The sequence below is a fragment of the Sphingomonas sp. FG14 genome, assembly GCF_057809675.1.
The window spans coordinates 1,676,204-1,696,566 of sequence record NZ_JBMDKK010000001.1; the positions used below are offsets into that span (position 1 = coordinate 1,676,204).

Consider the following 20,363-nt stretch of genomic DNA (forward strand, 5'->3'; position numbering starts at 1 on the left):
TCAGACTCGGACCGGCTGACCGGCGGTGTCGGCGGGCGCTTCGGCGGGTTCGGCCGGCTTGCCGACGGCTTGGCGCATCGCCTCCACGAGGGCCGGATCGGTCAACCCCGCGACGATCTCGTCGAAGGTGCCCGAGGCTTCGTCCTGACCCAGCTTGAAACGGGCATCCGCCGCGATCACATGCGCGCGAAAGGCGATGATGTGGGGCAGAAGCTGCTCGACGCGCGCGCCCATGCGATCGATGGTCCATGCGCCGGGCGCGGTGCCTTCGAGCGCGGCGGCCAGGCGCATCACCGCGTCACGCGTCTCGTCGGGGACGAACGCGATCTCCACCTCGAACTTCGCCACCGCATAATTCCAGGTGGGCCCCCATGAGGGATTGGAGACGAGGCGTGGCGAAATATAGCCCTGCGGCCCCTGGATCAGGATGATCGCACGCGGATCCGCAACCAGTGCGTCGACATGGCGGTTGGCGCGCGCGAAATGCCCGAACAGCGCGAGGACGCATCCGTCCTCATCAAGCTCGGCCAGCAGCGGCAGCGGCGTCGCGGCGAAGCCGCCCGCTCCGTTCGAGACGATCCAGCCGAGCGGATATGCCGAAATCAGGGCGTGCACATCGGCCGGATCCCGTGGAACGAAACAACTCATGCCTTCCCCCTGCGCATACGACGGCGCGTCACCCAAAGCGCCAGCCCGACAACGACCATCGTGATCAGCCACAGCCCGATCGCGGCGACGGCGATCCTGCCCGCCAGCCCGCCCATCTCTCCGGTGTGAAGCGGAAACAGCCCGTCGACGAACGCGCGGCGCGGCGGCGCCTGGACCGCATCGAACCGCCCGACGACCTGCCCGTTGACCGCGCTGACGAACACGGTCGTCGCGCCATAGGCGCGGCGGGCCTCATCGGGCTGGGTGACGCGAATGCGCCAGACCGGCCGATCGCCATCGGGCGGATAGATCGCGGCAAGCCTCGCTTCGGGGAAGCTGGTCAGCGCCGTCCGGGTGGCACTGGCCAGCCCGACGGTCGCGGCGCCTCCGGGGCTGACGGCGGGCGCTTCGATCGCCGGCGGCGCTACCGCCGCATCGACGGCACCGTCGAAGCTCAGCAACACGCCCGCGCCGATCATGGCGGTCGCGGGCAAGGCCACCCACAATCCAAGCGCGCGATGCCAGCCATAATATCGCACGGCCGGCGCACCGGAACGCGGTGGTCGCAATGACCGCAGCCATTGCCCGCGCCTAGGCCAGGCGACGGCAACACCGGCAAGGATATTGGTCAGCAGAAGCAGGCCGCTGATGCCGAGGATCCGGCGCCCCGTCTCTCCCCCCATCAGATCGTGATGGATCGTGACCAGCGTGCCCACCCAGCCCCCCTTCGCGGCGCCGCGATCGACGTCGCTATCGCGCAGGACAGAGCCGCCGCCATCGATACGGACGCTCCGGGCAAGCGCCGGATCATCCGCACGGATATGAATGTCGTAGCGATCCGGGGCGCCCCCGGTCGTCCAGATCGAACCGATGGTCTTGCCCGATCCCGGCGGCGCGAGATCGACGGCGCGGCGCTCGATCGCATCGAGATCGGTCACGCGATGCGCGCCCGCGATCATCGCGTCCTCGATTTCCCAGTGGAAGACGATCAAAACCCCGGTCAGCGCCTGGATGCCCCAGAACGCCGCGGCCGCCAGCCCCGCCCATCGATGCCAGCGCGCCAGCGCGGCCCTCATCGCGACGCCTCCGCCGCGATGAGGCAGTGCGACCAGCGGCGCTGGCCGCATCCTGTCGATCGTCCTTTCATCGCATCAGGATAGGCGAGCAAAAGCCTTCCCGCTGGTGCGATTGGGCCATTGGCTATTCCATCAGGGCACGTTCGCGTCGATCAACCATCGTCCGAACGAAGCGCGAGCAAGACCTGATGCATCCAGGTCCATTCGTTCGTGGCCGGGGCATCCGCCGCTTGCCCCTGCAATGTCGCCATCAATTGCCGGTAGCGGGCAGTGCGGCCATGATGGTTGTCATATTGGCGAAGATGCCAGTCGAGAAACGCCCCATCCGGTACACGCGCCATCGCCGCCGCCGACCGCCTCAGCCAGTCCCGCCCAATCTCCCGCCCCTGTCCGGATCCGGGATCGATGCCTGCCGCCATCGCCGCGCGGATGGCGCCGTGAATCTGTTCGGCTGCCGCGCGATAGGCGGCAGGATCGAAATCGCCGCTCCACATATCCGCCATTTCCGCCCGCAGTTCCGCGATGAACGCGGGATCGGCCAGCATCGTGGCGAGCTCGCTCCATGCCTCTATCTGTTCGGGTGTCGGATTGTCCGGCAATTCGGGCGTACCGACATCGACCAGGCGGTCGCGCCAGCCATCGTCGATCGCCGCCCCTTCCGAGATCCGCTCGACAAATTGTTCGACCAGCGCGGCCATCCGCGCATTGGACAAGGTGGTCATCATCCATAATCTCCTGAGATCGGCATCCGTGGGATCATGGGAACGAAGCGTGGCGCGCAGCACCGCCGCCACCCGGCGGCGGGCCACGATCTCGGCATCGAGTATCTCGAGGCGCGTGCGCAGGACCTCCGCTAGCGACATTTGACGCGCAAGCAGCTTGCCGATGTCCTTCAACCCGACACCCGCGCCGCGCAACGCGCGGATCAGATCGAGCCGTGCGAGATCGAGATCGGTGTAAACACGGTAGTTGCTGACCGTCCGCGTCGTCGGCGGCAACAGGCCCTTGTCCGAATAGAAACGGATGCGCCGGACCGACAGTCCGGTGAGCCGCGCCAATTCGCCGATGCCGTAACGCTTCATTCCCATGGCGATTCGCTACCGTCTCCACCTGATGGAGGGTCAAGCGCCCGACAGAAACCCCTGGCAGATCGCGCGCATGGCGTCGCGATCACCGGGCAACAGCGTGTCGCAGATCACATAGCTGTAGATCATGAACGCCCGCGCCGGCGCCTGATCGGCCGGCACGCCATTGGCGATTGCGACGGACTCGAAATAGGCGAGCCGCTGGCGATCGATTTCCGCCAATGCGCGCGCGGCACGATCATCGGTCAGCGCCCAGGTGCGCATGGCAAGTTCGATCGAAGCGCCCGTTCTCGCCCGATCGGTCTGCGAGATGGTGAAGAGCCGCGCCAGCCGGCCCTGCGGACTGGCATCCATCGCGCCCAGTTCGGCGACCAGGCCGGTGGTGGTGCGCTGGCGCCAATAATCGATCATCGCCTCCAGAAAGGCGTCGCGCGACTGGAAGCGCGTATAGAACATGCCCTTGGTGACGCCCAATGCCTCGGCGACCAGTTCCACCCGCACGGCATCGATCCCGCCCACCGCCAGGATCTCGAGCGCGGCGATGAACCAGCGCTCCGCGCTCAGCTTGGGCTTCGGCCCCGGCTTGGACCTGACCGGCACACCGGGGATGTCGGGCTGCAAGGGAAGAGGTGGAAGCGGATTCACGGTCGATCCCTGACTGGAAGGCGATGGCCTAGGACGGGCGGTGGCGAAGGTCAATCTTCGCGCGCATATATCATACGTATAAGGATGAATTTATCGACATTTCTCCACTATGATTGACAATATACACAACCAGACGCATTTCTATCTCATACGGTATCGAATCAGATAGAACCGGGAGGGGAATGATGAACCAAGATCGATCGGCGCTGCTGCGCGCGTTGCTTGCAGGCACCGCTATCTGGGGCGGGCTGGGCGCCGCCCCGGCGCTCGCGCAGGCCGAGGCCAGCGATGCCGCCGGCTTCACCGAGGCTGAGGACATTGTCGTCACCGCCCGGCGGCGCGAGGAAAGCCTGAAGGACGTGCCGATCTCCGTCACCGCCTTCAGCGCCAACACGCTCGATCTGCAGGGCGCCCCGGACATCACCGCGCTGCAGCGCTCGACGCCCAACCTGACGCTCCAGGTCTCGCGCGGCACCAATTCGACGCTCACCGCCTTCATTCGCGGCATCGGCCAGCAGGATCCGCTCTGGGGTTTCGAGCCAGGCGTCGGCCTGTATGTCGACGATGTCTATGTCGCACGGCCGCAAGGCGCGGTGCTCGACATTTTCGATATCGAGCGGATCGAGGTGCTGCGCGGACCGCAGGGCACGCTTTACGGCCGCAACACCATCGGCGGCGCGGTCAAATATGTGACGAAGCGGCTGGGCGACAAATTCAGCGGCAAGATCCGTGGCGAGGTCGGCACCTATGGCGAATATAACCTGATCGGATCGGTCGCCGTGCCGCTGGCCGACGGCATTTCGCTGGGTGCGGCGGTCGCCTGGTACAATCGCGACGGATTCGGCAAGAACCGCTTCACCGGCGCCGAAACCAACAACAAGGATGTGCTCTCCGGCCGGCTTTCGCTGGAACTGACGCCGAGCGATGCAATCTTCATCCGTCTCGCCGCGGACCGGACCGAGGACAAGTCCAACACTAATCACGGCCATCGCGAGGTGCGCGAACCCAACAGCAACACCGCCGTGCTGCCCGGCCGCTACGATACGCTCGCCGGCCTGGGCGACGCCAACGAGGTGGTGACGCAGGGCATCTCGCTCACCGGCGAATGGCAGGTTTCGAAGGCGATCACCTTCAAGTCGATCACCGCCTGGCGCGATGGTCATTCGGGCGGCACCGGCATCGATTTCGACGGCACGCCCAAGCCTTATCTCGATGTGGCCGCCAACGGCACCGTCTACAAGGATCGCCAGTTCAGCCAGGAATTCCAGGCGCTGATCGAGACCGATAGGCTGCAGGGCGTGATCGGCGTCTATTATCTGGACGCGCGCGCCAGCGGCGCGTTCGACACGATCCTGGGGCGCGGCCTGGTGCCGGAAGCAGTGCTCGTGCCCACGCCCAGCGCCGCGACCGCGCTCAGCCAACTCACCAGCGGATCGGTGGACACCAAGAGCTTCGCGATCTTCGGCGATCTCAATTTCGACATCAGCGACCGGCTGAAGATCTCCGCCGGCGCACGCTGGACACGCGACAAGAAGGAAGGCGTGGTCTTCAAGGCCAATTATTTCGGGACGATCGGCAGCCCGCTGATCAAGCCCTATGTCCCAGCCCTTCCCGCGCCGTTCAACGTCCCGCAGATCCTGACCGACTATACCAACGAGCGGACCTTCAGCGAGTTCACGCCGCGCGTCAGCCTGACCTGGGAAGCCAGTGACGCGGTCAACCTCTATGCCGCCTATGGCCGGGGCTTCAAATCGGGCGGCTTCGACATGCGCGGCGACGCCACCGCCACGCCCGACACCAGGAACGGCTATGACGCCGAGATCGTCGATTCCTACGAGGTCGGGCTGAAGGGCGATTTCCTCGACGGGCGTTTCCGCGTCAACGCGGCGTTGTTCTACACCGATTATCAGGGCCAGCAGGTGACGACACAGGTGCCCAAGGTGACGCCGCCGCCGGGTGTGGTGAGCTTCGTCGACAATGTCGGCAGCTCGCGCATCTACGGCGCCGAGATCGAGGCGACGGCGATCCTCAGCCGCAACCTCAGCGCCAATTTCAGCTTCGGCTACACCAACGCCAAGTTCAACGAGTTCCTGGTCTATGATCTTGTCACCGGCAAATATGTCGATGTCGCCGATCAGCGCAGTTTCCAGAACACGCCCGAATTCAACGGCAGCGTCTCGCTCAACTGGCAGGCCGACCTGGCCGGCGGACGGGTGGCGGTGGTGCCGTCATTGTCCTTCCGCAGCGACGTGCACCTGTTCGAGATCCCGATCCCCTCGATCGACCAGGACGGCTATGCGCTCGCCGATCTCAGCATCACCTGGACCTCGCCCGACACGCGCTGGCGGCTGGGCGCGCATGGCCGCAACCTGTTCGACATCGCCTATCGCACCGGCGGCTATAATTTCCCGTCCAACCAGTTCGCCCAGTCGGTGATCGGTTTCTACGGGCCGCCGCGCACCTTCCGGCTTTCGGCCGAATATCGGTTCTGAACATGGCGGACTTCGCCGAGCGGCGCTGGCGGTCCGGCGACGGATTGTCGCTCTACGCTCGCGACTACGCCGCCGCCGCCGGCCCCGCCCGCCTGCCGGTGATCTGCATCCACGGGCTGACGCGCAATTCGAAGGATTTCGCGCAGCTCGCCCCCTGGATCGCCGGACAGGGGCGCCGCGTGCTGGCGGTGGACGTGCGCGGACGGGGCAGATCGGATCGCTCGCCCAATCCGATGCGCTATCGCCCCGCAGTCTATGCCCGGGACATGTTCGCGCTGATGGACGCGCTCGGCATGGCGCGCGCGGTGTTCGTCGGTACGTCGATGGGCGGCCTGATCGCGATGACTGCCGCGATGATCCGCCCGCGCGCGGTGGCAGGCATGGTCCTCAACGATGTCGGGCCGGAGATCGCGCAGGAGGGCGTGGACCGGATCGCGGGCTATGCCGGCAAGCCGGTGACGATCGAGAACTGGGACGATGCCGTCGCCTATCTCAAGCGAACCAGCGCTGCCGCCTTTCCCGATTTCACCGATGTCGACTGGCGTGCGGTCGCGGACCGCAGCTTTATCGAGGACGAGACGGGCAAGCCCGTGCTCGATTACGATCCGGACATCGCGATCCCGTTCAGCAAGCGCCCGCCGCCACGGCGGATACCCTTTGGCTGGCTGCTTTTCCGCCATATCGCACGCCGCCGCCCGATGCTGTTGCTGCGCGGCGCCTTGTCGGACCTGATTTCCACCGAGATCGCCGCACGCATGCGCCGCACCGCGCCGCATATGGCATTCGCGGAAGTGCCCGGCGTCGGCCACGCGCCCTGGCTCGACGAGCCCGTGGCGCGTGAGGCGATCGGACGCTTCCTCGAAACCGCCCCCTGATTATCCAACGCCACAAACAAACCGTTCGGACTGAGCCTGTCGAAGTCCTGCCTTTCTCAGCGCTCAGTGCATAAGAAAAAACAGGACTTCGACAGGCTCAGTCCGAATGGGAACTCGGTCATCGAGAGCCTAGCTCCCGGACGCCGCCTTCACCTCGTCGGCGCGCACCTGATCGACCACCTCACGCACCGCCTTGATCACCAAATCCGGCCGCTGATCCTGGACGAAATGACCCGAATCCGGCACGATCTCGTGCCGCGACCGCGTCGACCAGCTTGCTTCCTCCGCCTGCAGCACCTTCCAGATCGCCTGGATCTTGTCGGCCTCGGCACGCGTCAGCCCCGTCCCCGCGAGGATCTTGTCGGAATAGGGTTCGGCGCCGGTCAGCACCACCAGCGGGCGATGGCCCAGAGTGCGCAGCTTGCCCGCCTGCGCGAAGATGTCGTTGAGCGAAGCCGCTTCCTTCATCGATCCGGCAATCGTCTGCGGCTGATAGGCGGCGCTGACCACTTTGGTCCGTTCCGACATGCCCGGAATATCCGACGGCGGCGCGACCGCGCGCAAAAGCCCGGTCCATGAGGTCGAGATCACCAGGTCCTGCAGCCAGTTGCTGCCCGACGCATCCATCTTGGGATTGGCCATCCGCTTCACCTGGTCGGGATGCGAGGTGTCGACGAACACCACGCCCTTCACCGGATCGCCGTATTTGCGGACATAGTTCATGATGTACGGCCCGCCCAGCGAGTGGCCGACCATCACCAGCGGCCCGGTGATGCCTGCCGCCTTCAGCAGGGCGTGGAGATCGTCGGACACCGTTTCGCCATCCTGCTTGCCCGGTGTCGGATCGCTCCACATCACGCCGGCACGATCATAGGCGCAGGCACGCGTCGTCTGCGCGACGACATCGTGAACCCGATCCCAGCTCAACGATCCGCCGCTGTCGAGCCCGGTTTCGAAGATGACGGTGGGAGAGCCCTTGCCGCGGCAATCGATGTGCATCTTGCGGCCGCCGATATCGACCAGTTGGCCACGCGCGGGATAGTCGCGTGTCGCCCGATACCGCGCGATCTGCTCATAGACGATGCCGACGACCAGCAGCGTCACCAGCAGCCCGCCTAGGCCGATACCGATCCGCTTCAGCCAGCGCAGGGCCCGCCGCCCCCTGGTGATTTCCGCCATTGCCCGCTCCCCTTCCTGCATGCCCGCCGCATGCATTCCATCTAATCGGAGCTAATCACGAATTTTCCGGTCGAGCAATTATTTTCTTATCAGGATCAAATCTCCAATATCACGGTCAACTTCCGCGGAATTTGGACCTTTCACAACCGAACTCGTTATCCTGATTTGAAAAGCCACTCCGGACGGGGCAATCGCGGATCCGATGCAATTCCGTCGCCGCTGATCTATACTGCCGCCCACTCGATCGGGAGCGACGACCATTACCGCACGTGCCACACCTTTGCCGACTGGCCTTCGCGATGCGATCCGGAACTTTTGCACGGAGGGCGATGCGCTTGCCGCGAACGGCTATTATGACGAGGCCATCGCCGATTATCGGCGTGCCTGGGCGCTCGTCCCAAGCCCGCAGACGCTCTGGGCCGAATCGGTCTGGGTGATGGGCGCTCTGGCCGACGCCTGTTTCCTTTCCGGCAAGTTCGTCGAGGCTCGCCAGGCGCTGGAATATGCGATGCGATGCCCGGGCGGCCCGGCACAGTCCTTTCTCAATCTCCGGCTCGGCCAGATCCTGTTCGACACAGGCGAAGAGGATCATGCGGCCGAAAAGCTGCTGAACGCCTATCGCAGTGCCGGGCCGGACATCTTCGTGACCGAGGACGAACGCTATCTGGCCTTCCTGAAAGCACGCGGCCTGATCGACTGACGCGGATCAGCCGGCGACGGGCAGACGGATCGCCCCGTCATCCTCGCGTTCAAACGCGCCATAAGCGATCACCGCGCTCAACGGCAGCGCCGCATAGAGATGCGGAAAGAGCTGGCCACCGCGCGACGGCTCCCAGCGAACGGCATCGCCGAGCACGGCAAGATCGACCGCCGCGATCGTGAGGCCATCCTGGCCCGCGAAATGCTTGTCGATCGTCTCGGCAAGCTGGGCCGCCGTCGACATATGGATATAGCCGTCGGCGACATCGATCGGCGCGCCTTCGAAGCGGCCGTCAGTCTCCAGCCGGGCAAGTTCCCCGGCACGGAGAACCTTGTAGGCAATCGGATCGGTCATCTCGTCGAACCCTTCGATCAGATTATCAGTTGCACGCCAACGATGATCAACGTCACCGCCAAGATCAGCCGCAGACGCCCCTCGTCCACGCGCGACGCCGCCAGGCTGCCGATCACGATTCCCGGCACGGAGCCGAGCAGCAGGGATGCCAGTAGCGAAACATCGACATTGCCCATCCACCAATGCCCGATGCCGCTGACCAGCGCGAGCGGCACGGCATGCGCGATATCGGTGCCGGCGATACGGCTGATCGACAGGCGGGGATAGAGCGCGAGCAACACCGTCGCCCCGATCGCGCCGGCCCCCACCGATGTTAGCGCCACCGCCACCCCGATCACCACACCAAGCAAGATGGTCAGCGTCGTCGTCCGCACTTCGCCGCGATCGACGCGATGCGCGCTCGACCAGGCGAGGATCTGCCGTCGGAACACCAGTGAAAGCCCGGTGGCGAGCAATGCCAACCCCAATGCGACTGTGATGAGATGCGCCGTCGCGGCGGACGGTCGCCCCATATGCGACAGGACAAGCAGCGACAGGCAAGCCGCGGGCAGGCTGCCGGCGGCGAGCCGACCGACGATGCGCCATTCGACCGAACGGCGCCAGCCATGAACGGCGCTGCCGACGCTCTTGGTGACGGCCGCATAAAGAAGATCGGTCCCCACCGCCACGGCCGGATGGAAACCGAAGAGTAGCACCAGGATCGGCGTCATCAGCGATCCGCCGCCAACCCCGGTCATGCCGACAAGAATGCCGACGAACAGCCCGGCCAGCGAATAAAGCGGGTGGATCGCCGTCATCGATACTCCCGCCGCCCCCGGTTCACGTCACGCCATGGCGGCAGCGACGACGCCCGCGCGAACCGCACGGGCGCCGATGCTCATAATCAGCGCGCGCGAACGACTCAATGCGCCTTGGGAGCCACGCATTTGACGAACTTGCCATGTCCGTCGCGGCACCGCCCGGATGCGCCGGCGGGCGCGGGCTTGACGGTGGCGCATTCGATGAACTTGCCGTGGGCGTCGCGGCATTGCGCGGCGCTGGCCGCCGCCCCGGTCAGCGTCAGCATTGCGGCGCCGGACAGGATCGCGGCCGAACGGAAGATGCGGTGCAATGTCATGATCTTGTGCCTCCTTCTCCCCCGCCCGGATGATCCGGGCAAGGCAGACATCATGGCAGTCGTCACCCCACCTCATGCTGGCGGCGACATGACCTTTTGTTCATCGGGAAGACGGGACATCACGGCACCTTGCCTTCATTCTCCGCCGCCTTCATCGCGCGGCGTTCAGCGAACCACTGGCTGAGCATCGCGGCGGTGCAGCCGGTCTGGCCGCCCGACCCCACCACCGAACAGCTATTGGGCCGGGTGAAGCGGGTGAGCGTGTTCATCGTATCGACACGACTGCCCCAGGCCATTTCAGCGGGCGCATCTTCGGGTTTCTCGTCGCGGAACCGCTTGGGAATGCGGAACCGGTCGCCCTCCGGCAACCGCGCGCAGACGACTATCTCTTCGGGATCGTCCGATTGCGGGCAGGGATCGTTGCCGAAGACGGTGATCTCGATCGTCTGCTTCTGCGGCGGCGTTTCCGCCCCTGCGCTGGCCATCGCCGATAGCGCCAGGGCGGCGGCAAGCGCGGATGCCGCCGGGCGGCGCAACCTGTCGATCGGGATCATCGCATCACGCTAACGATGCAACATGTATGGGAGATGTCCAATTGTTGCAGCCGGGTAACGCCGCCCAGCGAACCTTCGAGGCTCAAGCGATCGTGTTCACCAGCCCACCCTCCGCGCGCAATGCCGCGCCATTGGTGGCCGAGGATCGCGGGCTGGCGAGATAGGCGACCAGATTCGCGATTTCCTCCGCATCGATCATGCGCTGGATCAACGAGGATGCGCGCGCGCTGGCGAAGAATTCGGCTTCGATCTCAGCGATCGGCGCGGTGGGATCGCTTGCCTGGCTACGCAGGAAATCCTCGATCCCCTCCGAGCGGGTCGGCCCGGGCATCACCGAATTGACGGTGACGTTGGTGCCGCGGGTCAGTTGCGCCAACCCGCGCGCGATCGAAAGCTGCGCGGTCTTGGTCGTGGCGTAGTGAATCATGTCGGCGGGCACGGCCAATCCGGATTCGCTGGAGATGAAGATGATCCGCCCCCAGTTGCGCTCGAGCATTTGCGGCATATAGGCGCGCGACAGTCGCACGCCGCTCATGACATTGACCTCGAAGATATGGCTCCAGTCGGCATCGGTGATGTCGCCGAACGGCTTGCTTTCATAGATGCCGAGATTGTTGACCAGGATGTCGACACGATCCACCGCCGCCGCCAGCGCCGTCGCGCCTTCGGCGGTCGCGGCGTCGGCCAGCACGCCCTCCACCGCCACCCCGCCTGACGCGCGGATATCAGCGATCGCCGTATCGAGTTTCGCCTGTGTCCGCCCCGCCACGATCACCTTAGCGCCCTCGCGCGCCAGCGTGCGGGCGATCTCCAGCCCGATGCCGGCGGTTGCGCCGGTCACGAGTGCGGTCTTGTCGTTCAGTTGCAGGTCCATGGCATGTCTCCGATGCGTGTATCGGCCGCCATGTAGGAAGGCGACGGCAGCAAGACTATTTCACGATCGGGACAAGCATCTGTGCGCCCGGCTCATCAATCGCGCGGCCCGGATCGGCTTCCCTCTCCAGGCCGGAACCGCAACCTGATGCGCGTGCCGCCGGTATCGACTGGCTCGACATCGAAGCCGATGCCATCGCGGTCGCAAAGTCTTTTGACGATCGACAGGCCCAGTCCATGCCCCCCGCTTCCCGCCCCCTTCGCAAAGGGGGTGCCGGCGATACCCGCGAGATCGGGCGCGATGCCCGGCCCGCTATCGGCGATAACCAGCGCATCGCCAGCCATCGCGATCGACAGACGCCCACCCGATGCGTGCTGGAACGCGTTGCCGATCAGATTGGCAAGGATCAGCGATAGGCCGGTCCGGCTCGCCCGGACCATCCGGTCCTCTCCCACCGCGATCATCACGTCGCGACCACCGCCGCCGAACCGTTCGCTGGCATCGAGCACCGCCTTTTCGATCAACGGCAACAACGCGATGCTGTCCGTCGCGGCGCCCACATTCTCCTCGCGCGCCAGTTCGAGCAGCAGGCCGATCGTGCGTTCCATATCCTCGCCGGCATGGGCGATCCGCGACAGTGGCGCGGTCACCTGAGGCGACAAGTCGCGCCCGGTCGCGATCAGTTCGGCCGCGCTCCGGATCACCGCCAGCGGGGTCCGCAGTTCATGGCTGGCGTCGCGCGTGAAGCGGCCTTCGCGATCGACAAAGGCATGGATGCGACCAAATGCGCGCTCCAGCGCACTCGCGAGCACGCCGATCTCGTTGGCGGGAAAATGCGCGGCGGCGATGGCAGGCACGCGATCGGGCGGCGTATCCGAGACAAGGCGCGCCAGCCGGGTCAGCGGCTCGGTCGCGCGGCTCGCCAGCCAATAGCCGATCAGCCCGGTCACGGCGAGCAGCCCCAATGTCCAGACCGCCAGGAAGATCAGCATCTCGCGCCTGAGCGGACGCACGACCAGATGCCGGCTGACCTCCGCGACGGCATAGGCGGGATCCGCCCGGCCCGGCACATCGAAGCGCATCACATGATAATGGCGCCCATCGTCCCCCGGAAATTCGATCCGCTCCGGCTCAACGCCATAGTGGCGGGCCAGATCGGCCGGAAAGGCCGAGGGATCGGCATGGATCGCGATATAGTCGCGCCCCGGCCGGTCGAAACGCCGATGCGCGATCCAATAGGCCTGCTGGTGCGTGGCCTCGCTCCGCAGCGCATCGTGGAACAGGCTGTCTTCCACCGAATATGCGAACAGAAAGGCGAAAAAGCCGAACAACAGGCATGCGGCCCCCGTCGTCGCCAGGAAGCACAGGATGATGCGCCGCCTGAGGCTCGAGGCCTGTCTCACGGCCCGGGCCGCAACCGAAAGCCGATGCCGTGCACGGTTTCGAGCATGGCATGACCGAACGGCTTGTCGAGTACCTGCCGCAACAGATGGACATGCGCGCGCAAGGCGTCGGAATCGGGCGGATCCTCGCCCCAGATCCCGCGGCTCAGCTCGAAACGCGGCAGCGGTCGCGGATGCGCCTCGACGACAAGCAGCAGGATGCGATAGGCGATCGGCGTCAGACGCAATTCCTGCCCCTCTCGCCGGGCGGTGCCACGCTGGCGGTCGATCTCGAGACCGCCGATCGCGATTACATGATCGGCGCCCAGCCGATGGCGCTGCGACAAGGCGCGACAGCGTGCATCGAGTTCGGCGAGCGCGAAGGGCTTGGCCAGATAATCGTCCGCGCCCGCTGCGAAGCCCTGCAGCTTGTCGTCGAGCGTGTCGCGCGCCGTCAGCATCAAGACGGGCACATGCCGGCTTGCCCGCTCCCTGAGCGCCGCGCACAAGGCGATGCCGTCGAGCCCGGGCAAGGCAAGATCGAGGATGACGACATCGCAATGCGCTTCGATCGCCTGCGCCAGCCCATGGCGGCCATCGGAGGCGAAATCGAGCCGATGCCCTTGCGCCTCCATATAGTCGGCGATGTTGCGGGCAAGCGCGTCATTGTCCTCGATCAGCAATATGTCCAGGCCCGGGCCCATGGGCGCGCTCACTCCCCGATCGCGGTCAGCAATGCCCTGGCTTCCTTCATGTCGGGCGATTGCGCCAGTATCTTTTCGACGCGCGCACGCGCCGCCGCCGTCCGGCCCAGCGTCCGTTCGGCCTCCGCCATCGCAAGCTGGAGCCTGGGATGCGCGAAATGCGGCTCGGCCAGCGTCATCACCATCAGGGAATCGGAAAGCGCTTTCTCGCCGGCGCCCGGCCGGCGCGCGCTATAGACCCCGTACATGCCGATCAGCGGCATGTCGTAGAGCGCGGGTTCGCGGGCGAGCGCGGCGCGGGCCTGGTCGGCCTTTCCGGCCAGCGCCTCGACGACCAGCAACAGGCTGCGTTCGTCGGCCCAGGCCGTGCGCGGCGCCGGGGTGCGGCCCATCGCACGGAGCGTCGCCTCCGCCGTGAGCGCGGTCGAATAGGGATTCTGCCCGGTGACGATGCGATCGTCGGAGCGCACGAAGGGCAGCATCATCGGCGCGCCGGCATACAGGCCGCCCGCCCCGCGCAACGCGTCTTCGAGCAGGAAGGGATAGTCTTTCGCCCAGCGCTTGCCGAACATCGCCTCCTCCTCGTTGGTGAAGCCCGTCACCCCCCGCCCCGCGACCAGCCGCGCACCGCCGGGCCGCAGCACCGCGACCAGCGCCGCCGGGCCATGGCAAACCGCCGCGACCACGCCGCCCGCCGCATGGACGCGCCCAAGCAGGGTCCGCAGCGCCGGATCGGCGGGCAGGTCGAACATCGCGCCCTTGCCGCCGATCACGAAGACCGCGGCATAGTCCTCCGGTTTCAGATCGGCGGTGGCGCGCGTCGCGGCGAGCATCGCCATCGCCGCGCCGTCGGCGAGCAGGCGTTTGTTATAGGGCTTGTCGCGATCATGTTCGTCGGCCTCCACCCGGCCGCCTTTCGGGCTGGCGACGTCGATCGCCAGGCCATTGTCGCGGAACACCGCATAGGCCTGGGCGAATTCGTCGAATTCGAATCCGGGCTGGGTCTTGCCACCGTCGCGTCCATGGCCGCTGACGACCAGCAATATCCTCGCCCCCGGCGCGGCTTGGGCGGCGATCGGCAGCATCGTGGAGAAGGCGAGGAGAAGAAAAAGGACAAGTCTGGGCATGGCGCGCTCCGCATTCGGGTGGATGCGGCCGGGCTAAAACGGCGCCCGTCAAATGAGCGTCAAATCAGGGGAGAGGTATTTGACGGTCGCTTGACACGCGGCCGCCTATCGCGGCCGCCATGCGCGGTCTTTTCCTTCGCCTCGCCATCGCGATCATGTTCTCCGCCCTGCCCTTCACCGCGCGCGCGGCCAGCGATCCGGCAATCGAGATCCGCGCCGCGCTCGCCGACGAAGAACTCGCCGGCGCCACCTGGAGCCTGATCGAGAACGGCAATATCCGCACTGCCGACCGTGACTGAACTTACATCCAGCTTTTCCGCGATGGAATCGGCGGATTCGAACGCGATGCCCCCGCGATTGTTCAGGATGAAATTGGCGATCGCCCGCTCCGCCGGAGTGAAATCACGAAGGCTGTTTTCAAGCCGCTGCAACAGGTCAAGCGATGTCCCGGCACCACCATCCACGGATCGTCTCTCCACATATATCCCGATGCTCAACGAGAATATGAGGAAGCTCCTTACCGATGCCGGCACGCTCAAGTCGCTGGAACTGGTCGAACGCGCCGAAAAGGGCGACGATATCGACTATAGCTACAACGCGAGCTTTTCCGGGCGCGCCGCGAAGGTGAGCTATGGTCTAGCGCCAGGCGACCAGGTGACCCACGTCTCAATCCGGTAGGAGAAGCTCGAAAACGAGCATTGCCGGCTCGCTCGCTATCCGCCCTGGGAAAGTCCCAGTTCGGCGAGCGGCGGACGCCCTTGCCGATAATGATCGGCGACGCGCGCGGGATCCAGGCCCAGCGCCGCGAGCTCGCGGACCTTGCGCAGCAGGAGCTGGCTTGGCGGCGTGCTGATCTCGCGTACGCTATCGCTCAGCAGATTGGATCTCAGCACGATCCAGCGATTGCCGGCAAGGCGCGTCACCAGCCCTTCGGCGCGCATGGCCTGCACCTGCCGCCAGGCGGTGGCATAGGGAATTGAAAGCGCCGCGGCCAGTTCGCGCAAGGATGTGCCGATCCGAAGATCGTCGGGCGGGATTTCGTTGGCATATCGCCGGCTCAGAACCGGATCGTGCGTCACATTGCGTACCGCGACCACGGTCAATGCGCCCCACAGAAGGAACGCCAACAGGCTGCGTCCAGTCGGGCGATACGTGTCTATCGGCAATAGCAGTATATCGAGCGCGCGCCCGATGATGTCGCCGATCTCGAAGCGAGGCGCTTCGCCGATCGGAAAGCCGATATCGCAGGTCGCGTGGATGTCCCCGATCAGCCGGAGAAACAGGTCGTGCACGCCGAGATAATAGCATCTCACCAGAACTTCGTTTTCGGCGGTAACGGCGAGCGCGACGCCCTGATCCGACGAGGCCAGCACACCGCGATCGATGAGCAGATTGACGCGGCGGCGCGTCGTTTCCGGAGCGCTGCCGAGCGACAACGCCATTTTCCGCATCGTGATCGCCCGCGTCGGCCGGGCGGGCGGCGCCAGCACCCCACCCGCCGTCCAGTCTGGAAGGCATATCCGCGCGACGATACCAAGATTGACCCCGAGCATCGGTTCGTAGGGCAATAGTCCGGCGGTCAGCCGGTTCGACGCCATCGCCATTTCAGCCCGCAATCGGGTCAATTGTCGCAATGGTGGATCGACGACGGAATCGGGCACATGGCCGGTTTGCCGCATCACCTGCCGAGCGTCCACCGCTGCGCGCCCTTCGAAACAACCAAGCCCGAAACGGGACGCATCGCCCAATTATCCATTTTGGGGCGCTTCCTGTTTCACCTCTCCCTCATCCACAGTTATCCGAACTGACGCGGGAAATGGCGGTGGGGGCCATGCCGTGATCTGGGGGAAGTGGCGGTTTGCTCGCCTGCTGGCGCGAACCGCCCTTGGTGGGGGGCAATGTGTCTGGTCGCGCATGAGTGCCTTGGCGTGTGTGGGGCACGCTTGGCTTTCGCCGCATGATTGCAGATACCGGCGCAGCTCCGGCAGCCTGAAGGCCGCCGGAGCACCCTTCACCCCTGAAACCGGATCGTGACCGACGCGGCGCTGCGGTCCGCCTCGCCATGATGGACGGCCTCGATATTGTTGCCGTCGGGATCGATCAGGAAGGCCGCATAATAGCCGGGATGATAAGTCCGCTCGCCCGGCGCCCCATTATCCTTGCCACCGTTTGCGAGGCCCGCCGCATGAAAGGCATCGACCATCGCGCGGTCGTACGCCTGGAAGGCGAGATGATGGCGCCCGGTAAGCTGGCCTAATGCCGCCGCGCTGTCTGCGGTCGAGACGAACAGTTCGTCCGCCCAGAAATAATCGTCGGCGCTGCCGCCGATCGGCACGTCGAGCACCGCGAAAATCGCTTCATAAAAGCGGCGGCTGGCCGGCAGATCGGCAACCACAAGCTGGATATGATCGATCAACCGACCGCGATGGAGTTCCTGCGCTTCCACGACATGTCTCTCCTTGCATCGCGGCCGGGCGTTTCCGCCCGGCCGTGACGCTTCAACGAGGCATGGAAGCGCGTGTTCCGGCGCGGCTTGCGCCTAGAAGTTCACCTTGGCGCCAGCCGTGAAATAACGGCCCATCTGGTCGTAATGCACCTGCCCCGTCGTGGTGAGCGGCGGATCGCGATCGAAGACATTGTTGATGCTGCCGAACAGCGTGAAGCCGTCCACCTTCACCTGAGCGCCGATATCGAGATAGGTGCGCGCCGAGATCGCGTTGTTCTCGATGTCGAGCAGGTGATTCCACACGCCGCCGCCGACATAGCGGAGGCGCGCATCGGCGCTGAACGCCTCGTCATTATAGGCCACGCTGAACGAACCGCGCCATTTCGGCGTGCCGAAGGGCACGGCCTCACCGACATCGCCGACATATTGAATCTTGGTAATGCCGTCATAGGTGGTCAGGCTGGGCACATAGGTGGCAAGCGCACGGAAGCGCAGCGTGCCCGGCATCGACGCGGAGATATTCTCCATCGGCAGCGAATAGGATGCTTCGAAATCGACGCCGTGAGTCTTGTATTCGGCCAGGTTGACGAAGGTCGCGTACACCTCGGTCACGCGGTTGTTCGGCCCGCCGCGCACGATCTGGCTGCACAATGCCGCATTGCCGTTGAAACAGCGGCTGACGATGTCCTGCCCGCCGAGCGTGGCGATCGCGCCCTTGATGCTGATGTCGAAATAATCGACCGACAGGTTCAGACCGGGAATGAAGGACGGCGAATAGGTTGCGCCGATCGTCGTGGTCTGGCCGATCTCGGGGTCGAGCATGGAATTGCCGCCGCCATAGGTGATGATCTCATAGGAGGATTGCGTCACCGGATCGGCGATCGTCGAGCGCGTGGTCGAGCGCAGCGTGAAGAGCTCGGAAAGGCTGCCCGAACGGATATCGCGCGAGCGTGATACGCGGATCAGCAGATCGTCGAAGATCCGATCGGTGAGGCCCAGCTTCCACGACCAGACGCTGCCGGTGTTGCTGTAATGGCTGTAACGCGCCGCTGCACTGAATTCGAGCTTGCTGAAATCCTGATCGAGCAGCGGCACCGCGATCTCGCCGAACCCTTCCTTCACGTTGAAGGCGCCTTCGAGGTTCGAGAAGTTGAAGGTGGAGAAGGCGCGCGCCGCCGAAAGCGGATCGAGCCCGCTCGACGTGATCGACTCCCAGCGCGCCTCGGCGCCGACCGCGATCGAGACAGGCCCCGCCCACAGCGAGAAGGGATCGCCGCGCAGGCTGACGCCCGCCGTATCGAGCTTGGTCGTGTTCTTGACGTGCGCCGCGTTCGAAAAGGCATAGGCGACCGCCGCCGGATCGGCCCTGCCTTCGCCGAAGATGTTGAGCGGGCGACATGCCGTGTTCGGATCGGTCAGCGCGACACGGCAGATCGGCGCGCCGCCGAGCGGGTTCGCGACCACATCGATCGCATTGGCGAAGTTGGTGGCGACCTTCTGGTTGAGATAGCCGCGATCGTCGCCCAGTTCGCCATGGCCGTAATAGGCGCTGTAGCGCCACTTGCCGTCGGCGAAGGATCCGTCGATGCCGATCGCCGCGTCGATCGTGTCACGCACATAGCCAAAGGTGCGGTACCCATAATCCTCGAACACGCGGCCCATGCGGAAGCTCGTCTGGCCCGCGGCGATCAACTGGTTGCGAACGGCTTGCGGCAGAAAGGGATTGTCGCGCGAGACCGTGATGTTGTTGCGGTTGCTCTCGGCATAGAAGGGATATTGCGCGGACATGCGCGAATAGCTGCCGTCGATCCAGAGCTTCGCATCGCCCACTTCGAAGCTGGCCCGCGCATAGACGTTGATCCGCTCGTGCGGGGCGGCAAGCGCGGTCTCGTCGCGCAGGCTGGTGCCCTCGCCGCCGATCATCACCGAGTCATTGGGTTTCCGGACGCCGAAAACGAAGGGACGCAACGTGCCGTCGCTGTTGAAGGTCTGGCCGGCAAGCACACCCGAGGTGATCAGGCCGCCGATGCTTGCGTCCGCATAATTCACGTCACGGGCGATGGAGTAGACATGCGCCGAACCCGTTGGGTTGGTGTAGAGTGTCGTGCTGCCGAGATTGCGGCGGGAATCGCGATCGAGCACACCCTTGTCGTCCAGATACTGCGCGCCGATCATGAAATGACCCGCACCGCCGGCGAAGCTGGTGCCGAAGCTACCTTCGAAACCGTACCGCTCGGCGTCACCACGTGAGGAGACGCCGGCCGTCGCGCCAAGCGTCAACCCGTCGAGCGTTTCGTTGAGCAGGATGTTGACGACCCCGCCGACCGCGCCCGACCCCCAGGCGGCGGATGCGCCACCCGTCACGACCTCGACGCGCTGGACCAGCGCCTGCGGCACGGTGTTGAGATCGCCGGCGCCAGTGAAGCGACGGCCGTTGAGCAAGGTCAGCGTGCGCGTGCTGCCAAGGCCGCGAAGATCGGCGGGAGAAGAGCCCGAGGCCGTGCCCGAGAAATTAGTGACGGGAGATGTGCTGGCACGAAACTGCGGCAGATCGTTGAGCACCTGCGCGATGCTCGGCCGATTGCCGATGCGCAGATCGGCGCCGCTGACCACCGTGGTCGGCGTCGGCGCGCTGAAGCCGGCGCGGTCGATGCGCGAACCGGTGACCAGGATTTCGGCATTGGCATCTTCATCCGCGCCGTCGTCGACGGGCAGGCTAGCCGGCGTTTCCTGCACGGGCGCGGCGCTCATCCGCGTCGCCTGCGGCGCGACCAGCACGAGCACACCGCGATCGGCGCGGCGGACGGAGAAGCCGGTCCCCGAAAGCAGGATGTCGATCGCGCGATCGGCGGCGTGATTGCCCTTGAGCGCCGCGCTCTTGCGGCCGCGCACCATCGCGCCGCTGAAGGTCACCTGCTGGCGCGAGGTGCGCGCGAAGGTCCGCAGCGCCGACGCCAGATCCTGGGCAGGAATGTCGAAGCTATAGGTCTGTTGCCGCTGCTGCGCCGCCGCGCAGGCAGGCGCCGCCATCGTCGATGCCAGAACCGCCCCGGAAACCGCCCAGAGAAAAATGTGACGCGACATACCCGATCAATCCCCCAAATT

At 65.4% G+C, this 20,363-nt stretch carries 22 protein-coding genes; 6 read left to right on the plus strand and 16 right to left on the minus strand.

Features of this window, described 5'->3' with window-relative positions; all coding sequences use genetic code 11:
• From ACODTA_RS07860 to ACODTA_RS07875, 4 genes are all read right to left on the minus strand, one after another.
• The gene (locus ACODTA_RS07860) at positions 1–648 is read right to left on the minus strand and encodes an FMN-binding negative transcriptional regulator (protein ID WP_489065312.1); all 648 of its coding nucleotides are present in this window, start codon (positions 646–648) and stop codon (positions 1–3) included.
• Complete coding sequence (locus tag ACODTA_RS07865; protein ID WP_489065313.1) at positions 645–1,724, minus strand: PepSY-associated TM helix domain-containing protein; 1,080 nt, start codon at positions 1,722–1,724, stop codon at positions 645–647. The genes ACODTA_RS07860 and ACODTA_RS07865 overlap by 4 nt, the downstream gene beginning before the upstream one ends.
• 152 nt (positions 1,725–1,876) lie before the next feature.
• A complete protein-coding gene (locus ACODTA_RS07870) occupies positions 1,877–2,812 on the minus strand; it encodes a MerR family transcriptional regulator (protein WP_489065314.1) in 936 nt (311 codons plus the stop codon).
• Between the two features lie 33 nt (positions 2,813–2,845).
• Positions 2,846–3,454, minus strand: coding sequence for a TetR/AcrR family transcriptional regulator (locus ACODTA_RS07875; protein WP_489065315.1), 609 nt, complete (start codon positions 3,452–3,454; stop codon positions 2,846–2,848).
• A 185-nt stretch (positions 3,455–3,639) separates the two neighbouring features.
• On the opposite strand from ACODTA_RS07875, the gene ACODTA_RS07880 reads away from it, so the two are divergent.
• Together ACODTA_RS07880 and ACODTA_RS07885 are read left to right on the plus strand one after the other, a co-directional pair.
• The gene (locus ACODTA_RS07880; protein ID WP_489065316.1) at positions 3,640–5,946 is read left to right on the plus strand and encodes a TonB-dependent receptor; all 2,307 of its coding nucleotides are present in this window, start codon (positions 3,640–3,642) and stop codon (positions 5,944–5,946) included.
• A gap of 2 nt (positions 5,947–5,948) precedes the next feature.
• Entirely contained in the window at positions 5,949–6,821 is an 873-nt protein-coding gene (locus tag ACODTA_RS07885) for an alpha/beta fold hydrolase (protein WP_489065317.1), read from the plus strand.
• Positions 6,822–6,950: 129 nt separating this feature from the next.
• Here the strand turns inward: ACODTA_RS07885 and ACODTA_RS07890 are convergent, their stop codons facing one another.
• Positions 6,951–8,000: an alpha/beta fold hydrolase gene (locus ACODTA_RS07890; protein WP_489065318.1), complete on the minus strand. Its 1,050-nt coding sequence runs from the start codon at positions 7,998–8,000 to the stop codon at positions 6,951–6,953.
• Between the two features lie 280 nt (positions 8,001–8,280).
• On the opposite strand from ACODTA_RS07890, the gene ACODTA_RS07895 reads away from it, so the two are divergent.
• A complete protein-coding gene (locus ACODTA_RS07895; protein WP_489065319.1) occupies positions 8,281–8,700 on the plus strand; it encodes a hypothetical protein in 420 nt (139 codons plus the stop codon).
• A 6-nt stretch (positions 8,701–8,706) separates the two neighbouring features.
• Here the strand turns inward: ACODTA_RS07895 and ACODTA_RS07900 are convergent, their stop codons facing one another.
• The 8 genes from ACODTA_RS07900 to ACODTA_RS07935 all read right to left on the minus strand — a co-directional run bounded on the left by ACODTA_RS07900 (position 8,707) and on the right by ACODTA_RS07935 (position 14,812).
• Positions 8,707–9,054 carry a DUF952 domain-containing protein gene (locus ACODTA_RS07900; protein WP_489065320.1) on the minus strand — a complete coding sequence of 116 codons (348 nt, stop codon included), beginning with the start codon at positions 9,052–9,054 and terminating at the stop codon, positions 8,707–8,709.
• 17 nt (positions 9,055–9,071) lie between these two features.
• Positions 9,072–9,851: a sulfite exporter TauE/SafE family protein gene (locus ACODTA_RS07905; protein WP_489065321.1), complete on the minus strand. Its 780-nt coding sequence runs from the start codon at positions 9,849–9,851 to the stop codon at positions 9,072–9,074.
• Positions 9,852–9,955: 104 nt separating this feature from the next.
• On the minus strand, positions 9,956–10,171 hold the full coding sequence (locus tag ACODTA_RS07910) for a hypothetical protein (RefSeq protein ID WP_489065322.1): 216 nt from the start codon (positions 10,169–10,171) through the stop codon (positions 9,956–9,958).
• Between the two features lie 119 nt (positions 10,172–10,290).
• The gene (locus tag ACODTA_RS07915; RefSeq protein ID WP_489065323.1) at positions 10,291–10,725 is read right to left on the minus strand and encodes a hypothetical protein; all 435 of its coding nucleotides are present in this window, start codon (positions 10,723–10,725) and stop codon (positions 10,291–10,293) included.
• A gap of 82 nt (positions 10,726–10,807) precedes the next feature.
• Positions 10,808–11,599, minus strand: a complete 792-nt coding sequence (locus ACODTA_RS07920) for an SDR family NAD(P)-dependent oxidoreductase (protein WP_489065324.1) — start codon at positions 11,597–11,599, stop codon at positions 10,808–10,810.
• A gap of 95 nt (positions 11,600–11,694) precedes the next feature.
• Positions 11,695–13,002 carry a sensor histidine kinase gene (locus ACODTA_RS07925; RefSeq protein WP_489065325.1) on the minus strand — a complete coding sequence of 436 codons (1,308 nt, stop codon included), beginning with the start codon at positions 13,000–13,002 and terminating at the stop codon, positions 11,695–11,697.
• The gene (locus ACODTA_RS07930) at positions 12,999–13,697 is read right to left on the minus strand and encodes a response regulator transcription factor (RefSeq protein ID WP_489065326.1); all 699 of its coding nucleotides are present in this window, start codon (positions 13,695–13,697) and stop codon (positions 12,999–13,001) included. The genes ACODTA_RS07925 and ACODTA_RS07930 overlap by 4 nt, the downstream gene beginning before the upstream one ends.
• A complete protein-coding gene (locus ACODTA_RS07935; RefSeq protein ID WP_489065327.1) occupies positions 13,694–14,812 on the minus strand; it encodes a type 1 glutamine amidotransferase domain-containing protein in 1,119 nt (372 codons plus the stop codon). The genes ACODTA_RS07930 and ACODTA_RS07935 overlap by 4 nt, the downstream gene beginning before the upstream one ends.
• A 119-nt stretch (positions 14,813–14,931) precedes the next feature.
• Here ACODTA_RS07935 and ACODTA_RS07940 point away from each other — a divergent pair, with 119 nt between their 5' ends.
• Entirely contained in the window at positions 14,932–15,111 is a 180-nt protein-coding gene (locus ACODTA_RS07940; protein ID WP_489065328.1) for a hypothetical protein, read from the plus strand.
• Between the two features lie 205 nt (positions 15,112–15,316).
• The gene (locus ACODTA_RS07945; protein WP_489065329.1) at positions 15,317–15,490 is read left to right on the plus strand and encodes a hypothetical protein; all 174 of its coding nucleotides are present in this window, start codon (positions 15,317–15,319) and stop codon (positions 15,488–15,490) included.
• Positions 15,491–15,525: 35 nt separating this feature from the next.
• On the opposite strand, the gene ACODTA_RS07950 is transcribed toward ACODTA_RS07945, so the two are convergent.
• Positions 15,526–16,416: a hypothetical protein gene (locus ACODTA_RS07950; RefSeq protein WP_489065330.1), complete on the minus strand. Its 891-nt coding sequence runs from the start codon at positions 16,414–16,416 to the stop codon at positions 15,526–15,528.
• 57 nt (positions 16,417–16,473) lie between these two features.
• Here ACODTA_RS07950 and ACODTA_RS07955 point away from each other — a divergent pair, with 57 nt between their 5' ends.
• Positions 16,474–16,620, plus strand: a complete 147-nt coding sequence (locus tag ACODTA_RS07955) for a hypothetical protein (RefSeq protein WP_489065331.1) — start codon at positions 16,474–16,476, stop codon at positions 16,618–16,620.
• A 203-nt stretch (positions 16,621–16,823) separates the two neighbouring features.
• Here the strand turns inward: ACODTA_RS07955 and ACODTA_RS07960 are convergent, their stop codons facing one another.
• A complete protein-coding gene (locus ACODTA_RS07960; protein WP_489065332.1) occupies positions 16,824–17,258 on the minus strand; it encodes a VOC family protein in 435 nt (144 codons plus the stop codon).
• Between the two features lie 93 nt (positions 17,259–17,351).
• A complete protein-coding gene (locus tag ACODTA_RS07965; protein ID WP_489065333.1) occupies positions 17,352–20,342 on the minus strand; it encodes a TonB-dependent receptor in 2,991 nt (996 codons plus the stop codon).
• Between the last annotated feature and the right edge of the window lie 21 nt (positions 20,343–20,363).

Bases quoted from the DNA above. Each gene is read 5' to 3' on its own strand.
- ACODTA_RS07860 (WP_489065312.1), bottom strand. From the start codon at position 648: ATGAGTTGTTTCGTTCCACGGGATCCGGCCGATGTGCACGCCCTGATT.
- ACODTA_RS07865 (WP_489065313.1), bottom strand. From the start codon at position 1,724: ATGAGGGCCGCGCTGGCGCGCTGGCATCGATGGGCGGGGCTGGCGGCC.
- ACODTA_RS07870 (WP_489065314.1), bottom strand. From the start codon at position 2,812: ATGGGAATGAAGCGTTACGGCATCGGCGAATTGGCGCGGCTCACCGGA.
- ACODTA_RS07880 (WP_489065316.1), top strand. From the start codon at position 3,640: ATGAACCAAGATCGATCGGCGCTGCTGCGCGCGTTGCTTGCAGGCACC.
- ACODTA_RS07885 (WP_489065317.1), top strand. From the start codon at position 5,949: ATGGCGGACTTCGCCGAGCGGCGCTGGCGGTCCGGCGACGGATTGTCG.
- ACODTA_RS07890 (WP_489065318.1), bottom strand. From the start codon at position 8,000: ATGGCGGAAATCACCAGGGGGCGGCGGGCCCTGCGCTGGCTGAAGCGG.
- ACODTA_RS07900 (WP_489065320.1), bottom strand. From the start codon at position 9,054: ATGACCGATCCGATTGCCTACAAGGTTCTCCGTGCCGGGGAACTTGCC.
- ACODTA_RS07905 (WP_489065321.1), bottom strand. From the start codon at position 9,851: ATGACGGCGATCCACCCGCTTTATTCGCTGGCCGGGCTGTTCGTCGGC.
- ACODTA_RS07910 (WP_489065322.1), bottom strand. From the start codon at position 10,171: ATGACATTGCACCGCATCTTCCGTTCGGCCGCGATCCTGTCCGGCGCC.
- ACODTA_RS07915 (WP_489065323.1), bottom strand. From the start codon at position 10,725: ATGATCCCGATCGACAGGTTGCGCCGCCCGGCGGCATCCGCGCTTGCC.
- ACODTA_RS07920 (WP_489065324.1), bottom strand. From the start codon at position 11,599: ATGGACCTGCAACTGAACGACAAGACCGCACTCGTGACCGGCGCAACC.
- ACODTA_RS07935 (WP_489065327.1), bottom strand. From the start codon at position 14,812: ATGCCCAGACTTGTCCTTTTTCTTCTCCTCGCCTTCTCCACGATGCTG.
- ACODTA_RS07940 (WP_489065328.1), top strand. From the start codon at position 14,932: ATGCGCGGTCTTTTCCTTCGCCTCGCCATCGCGATCATGTTCTCCGCC.
- ACODTA_RS07945 (WP_489065329.1), top strand. From the start codon at position 15,317: ATGAGGAAGCTCCTTACCGATGCCGGCACGCTCAAGTCGCTGGAACTG.
- ACODTA_RS07950 (WP_489065330.1), bottom strand. From the start codon at position 16,416: ATGGCGATGGCGTCGAACCGGCTGACCGCCGGACTATTGCCCTACGAA.
- ACODTA_RS07955 (WP_489065331.1), top strand. From the start codon at position 16,474: ATGGCCGGTTTGCCGCATCACCTGCCGAGCGTCCACCGCTGCGCGCCC.
- ACODTA_RS07965 (WP_489065333.1), bottom strand. From the start codon at position 20,342: ATGTCGCGTCACATTTTTCTCTGGGCGGTTTCCGGGGCGGTTCTGGCA.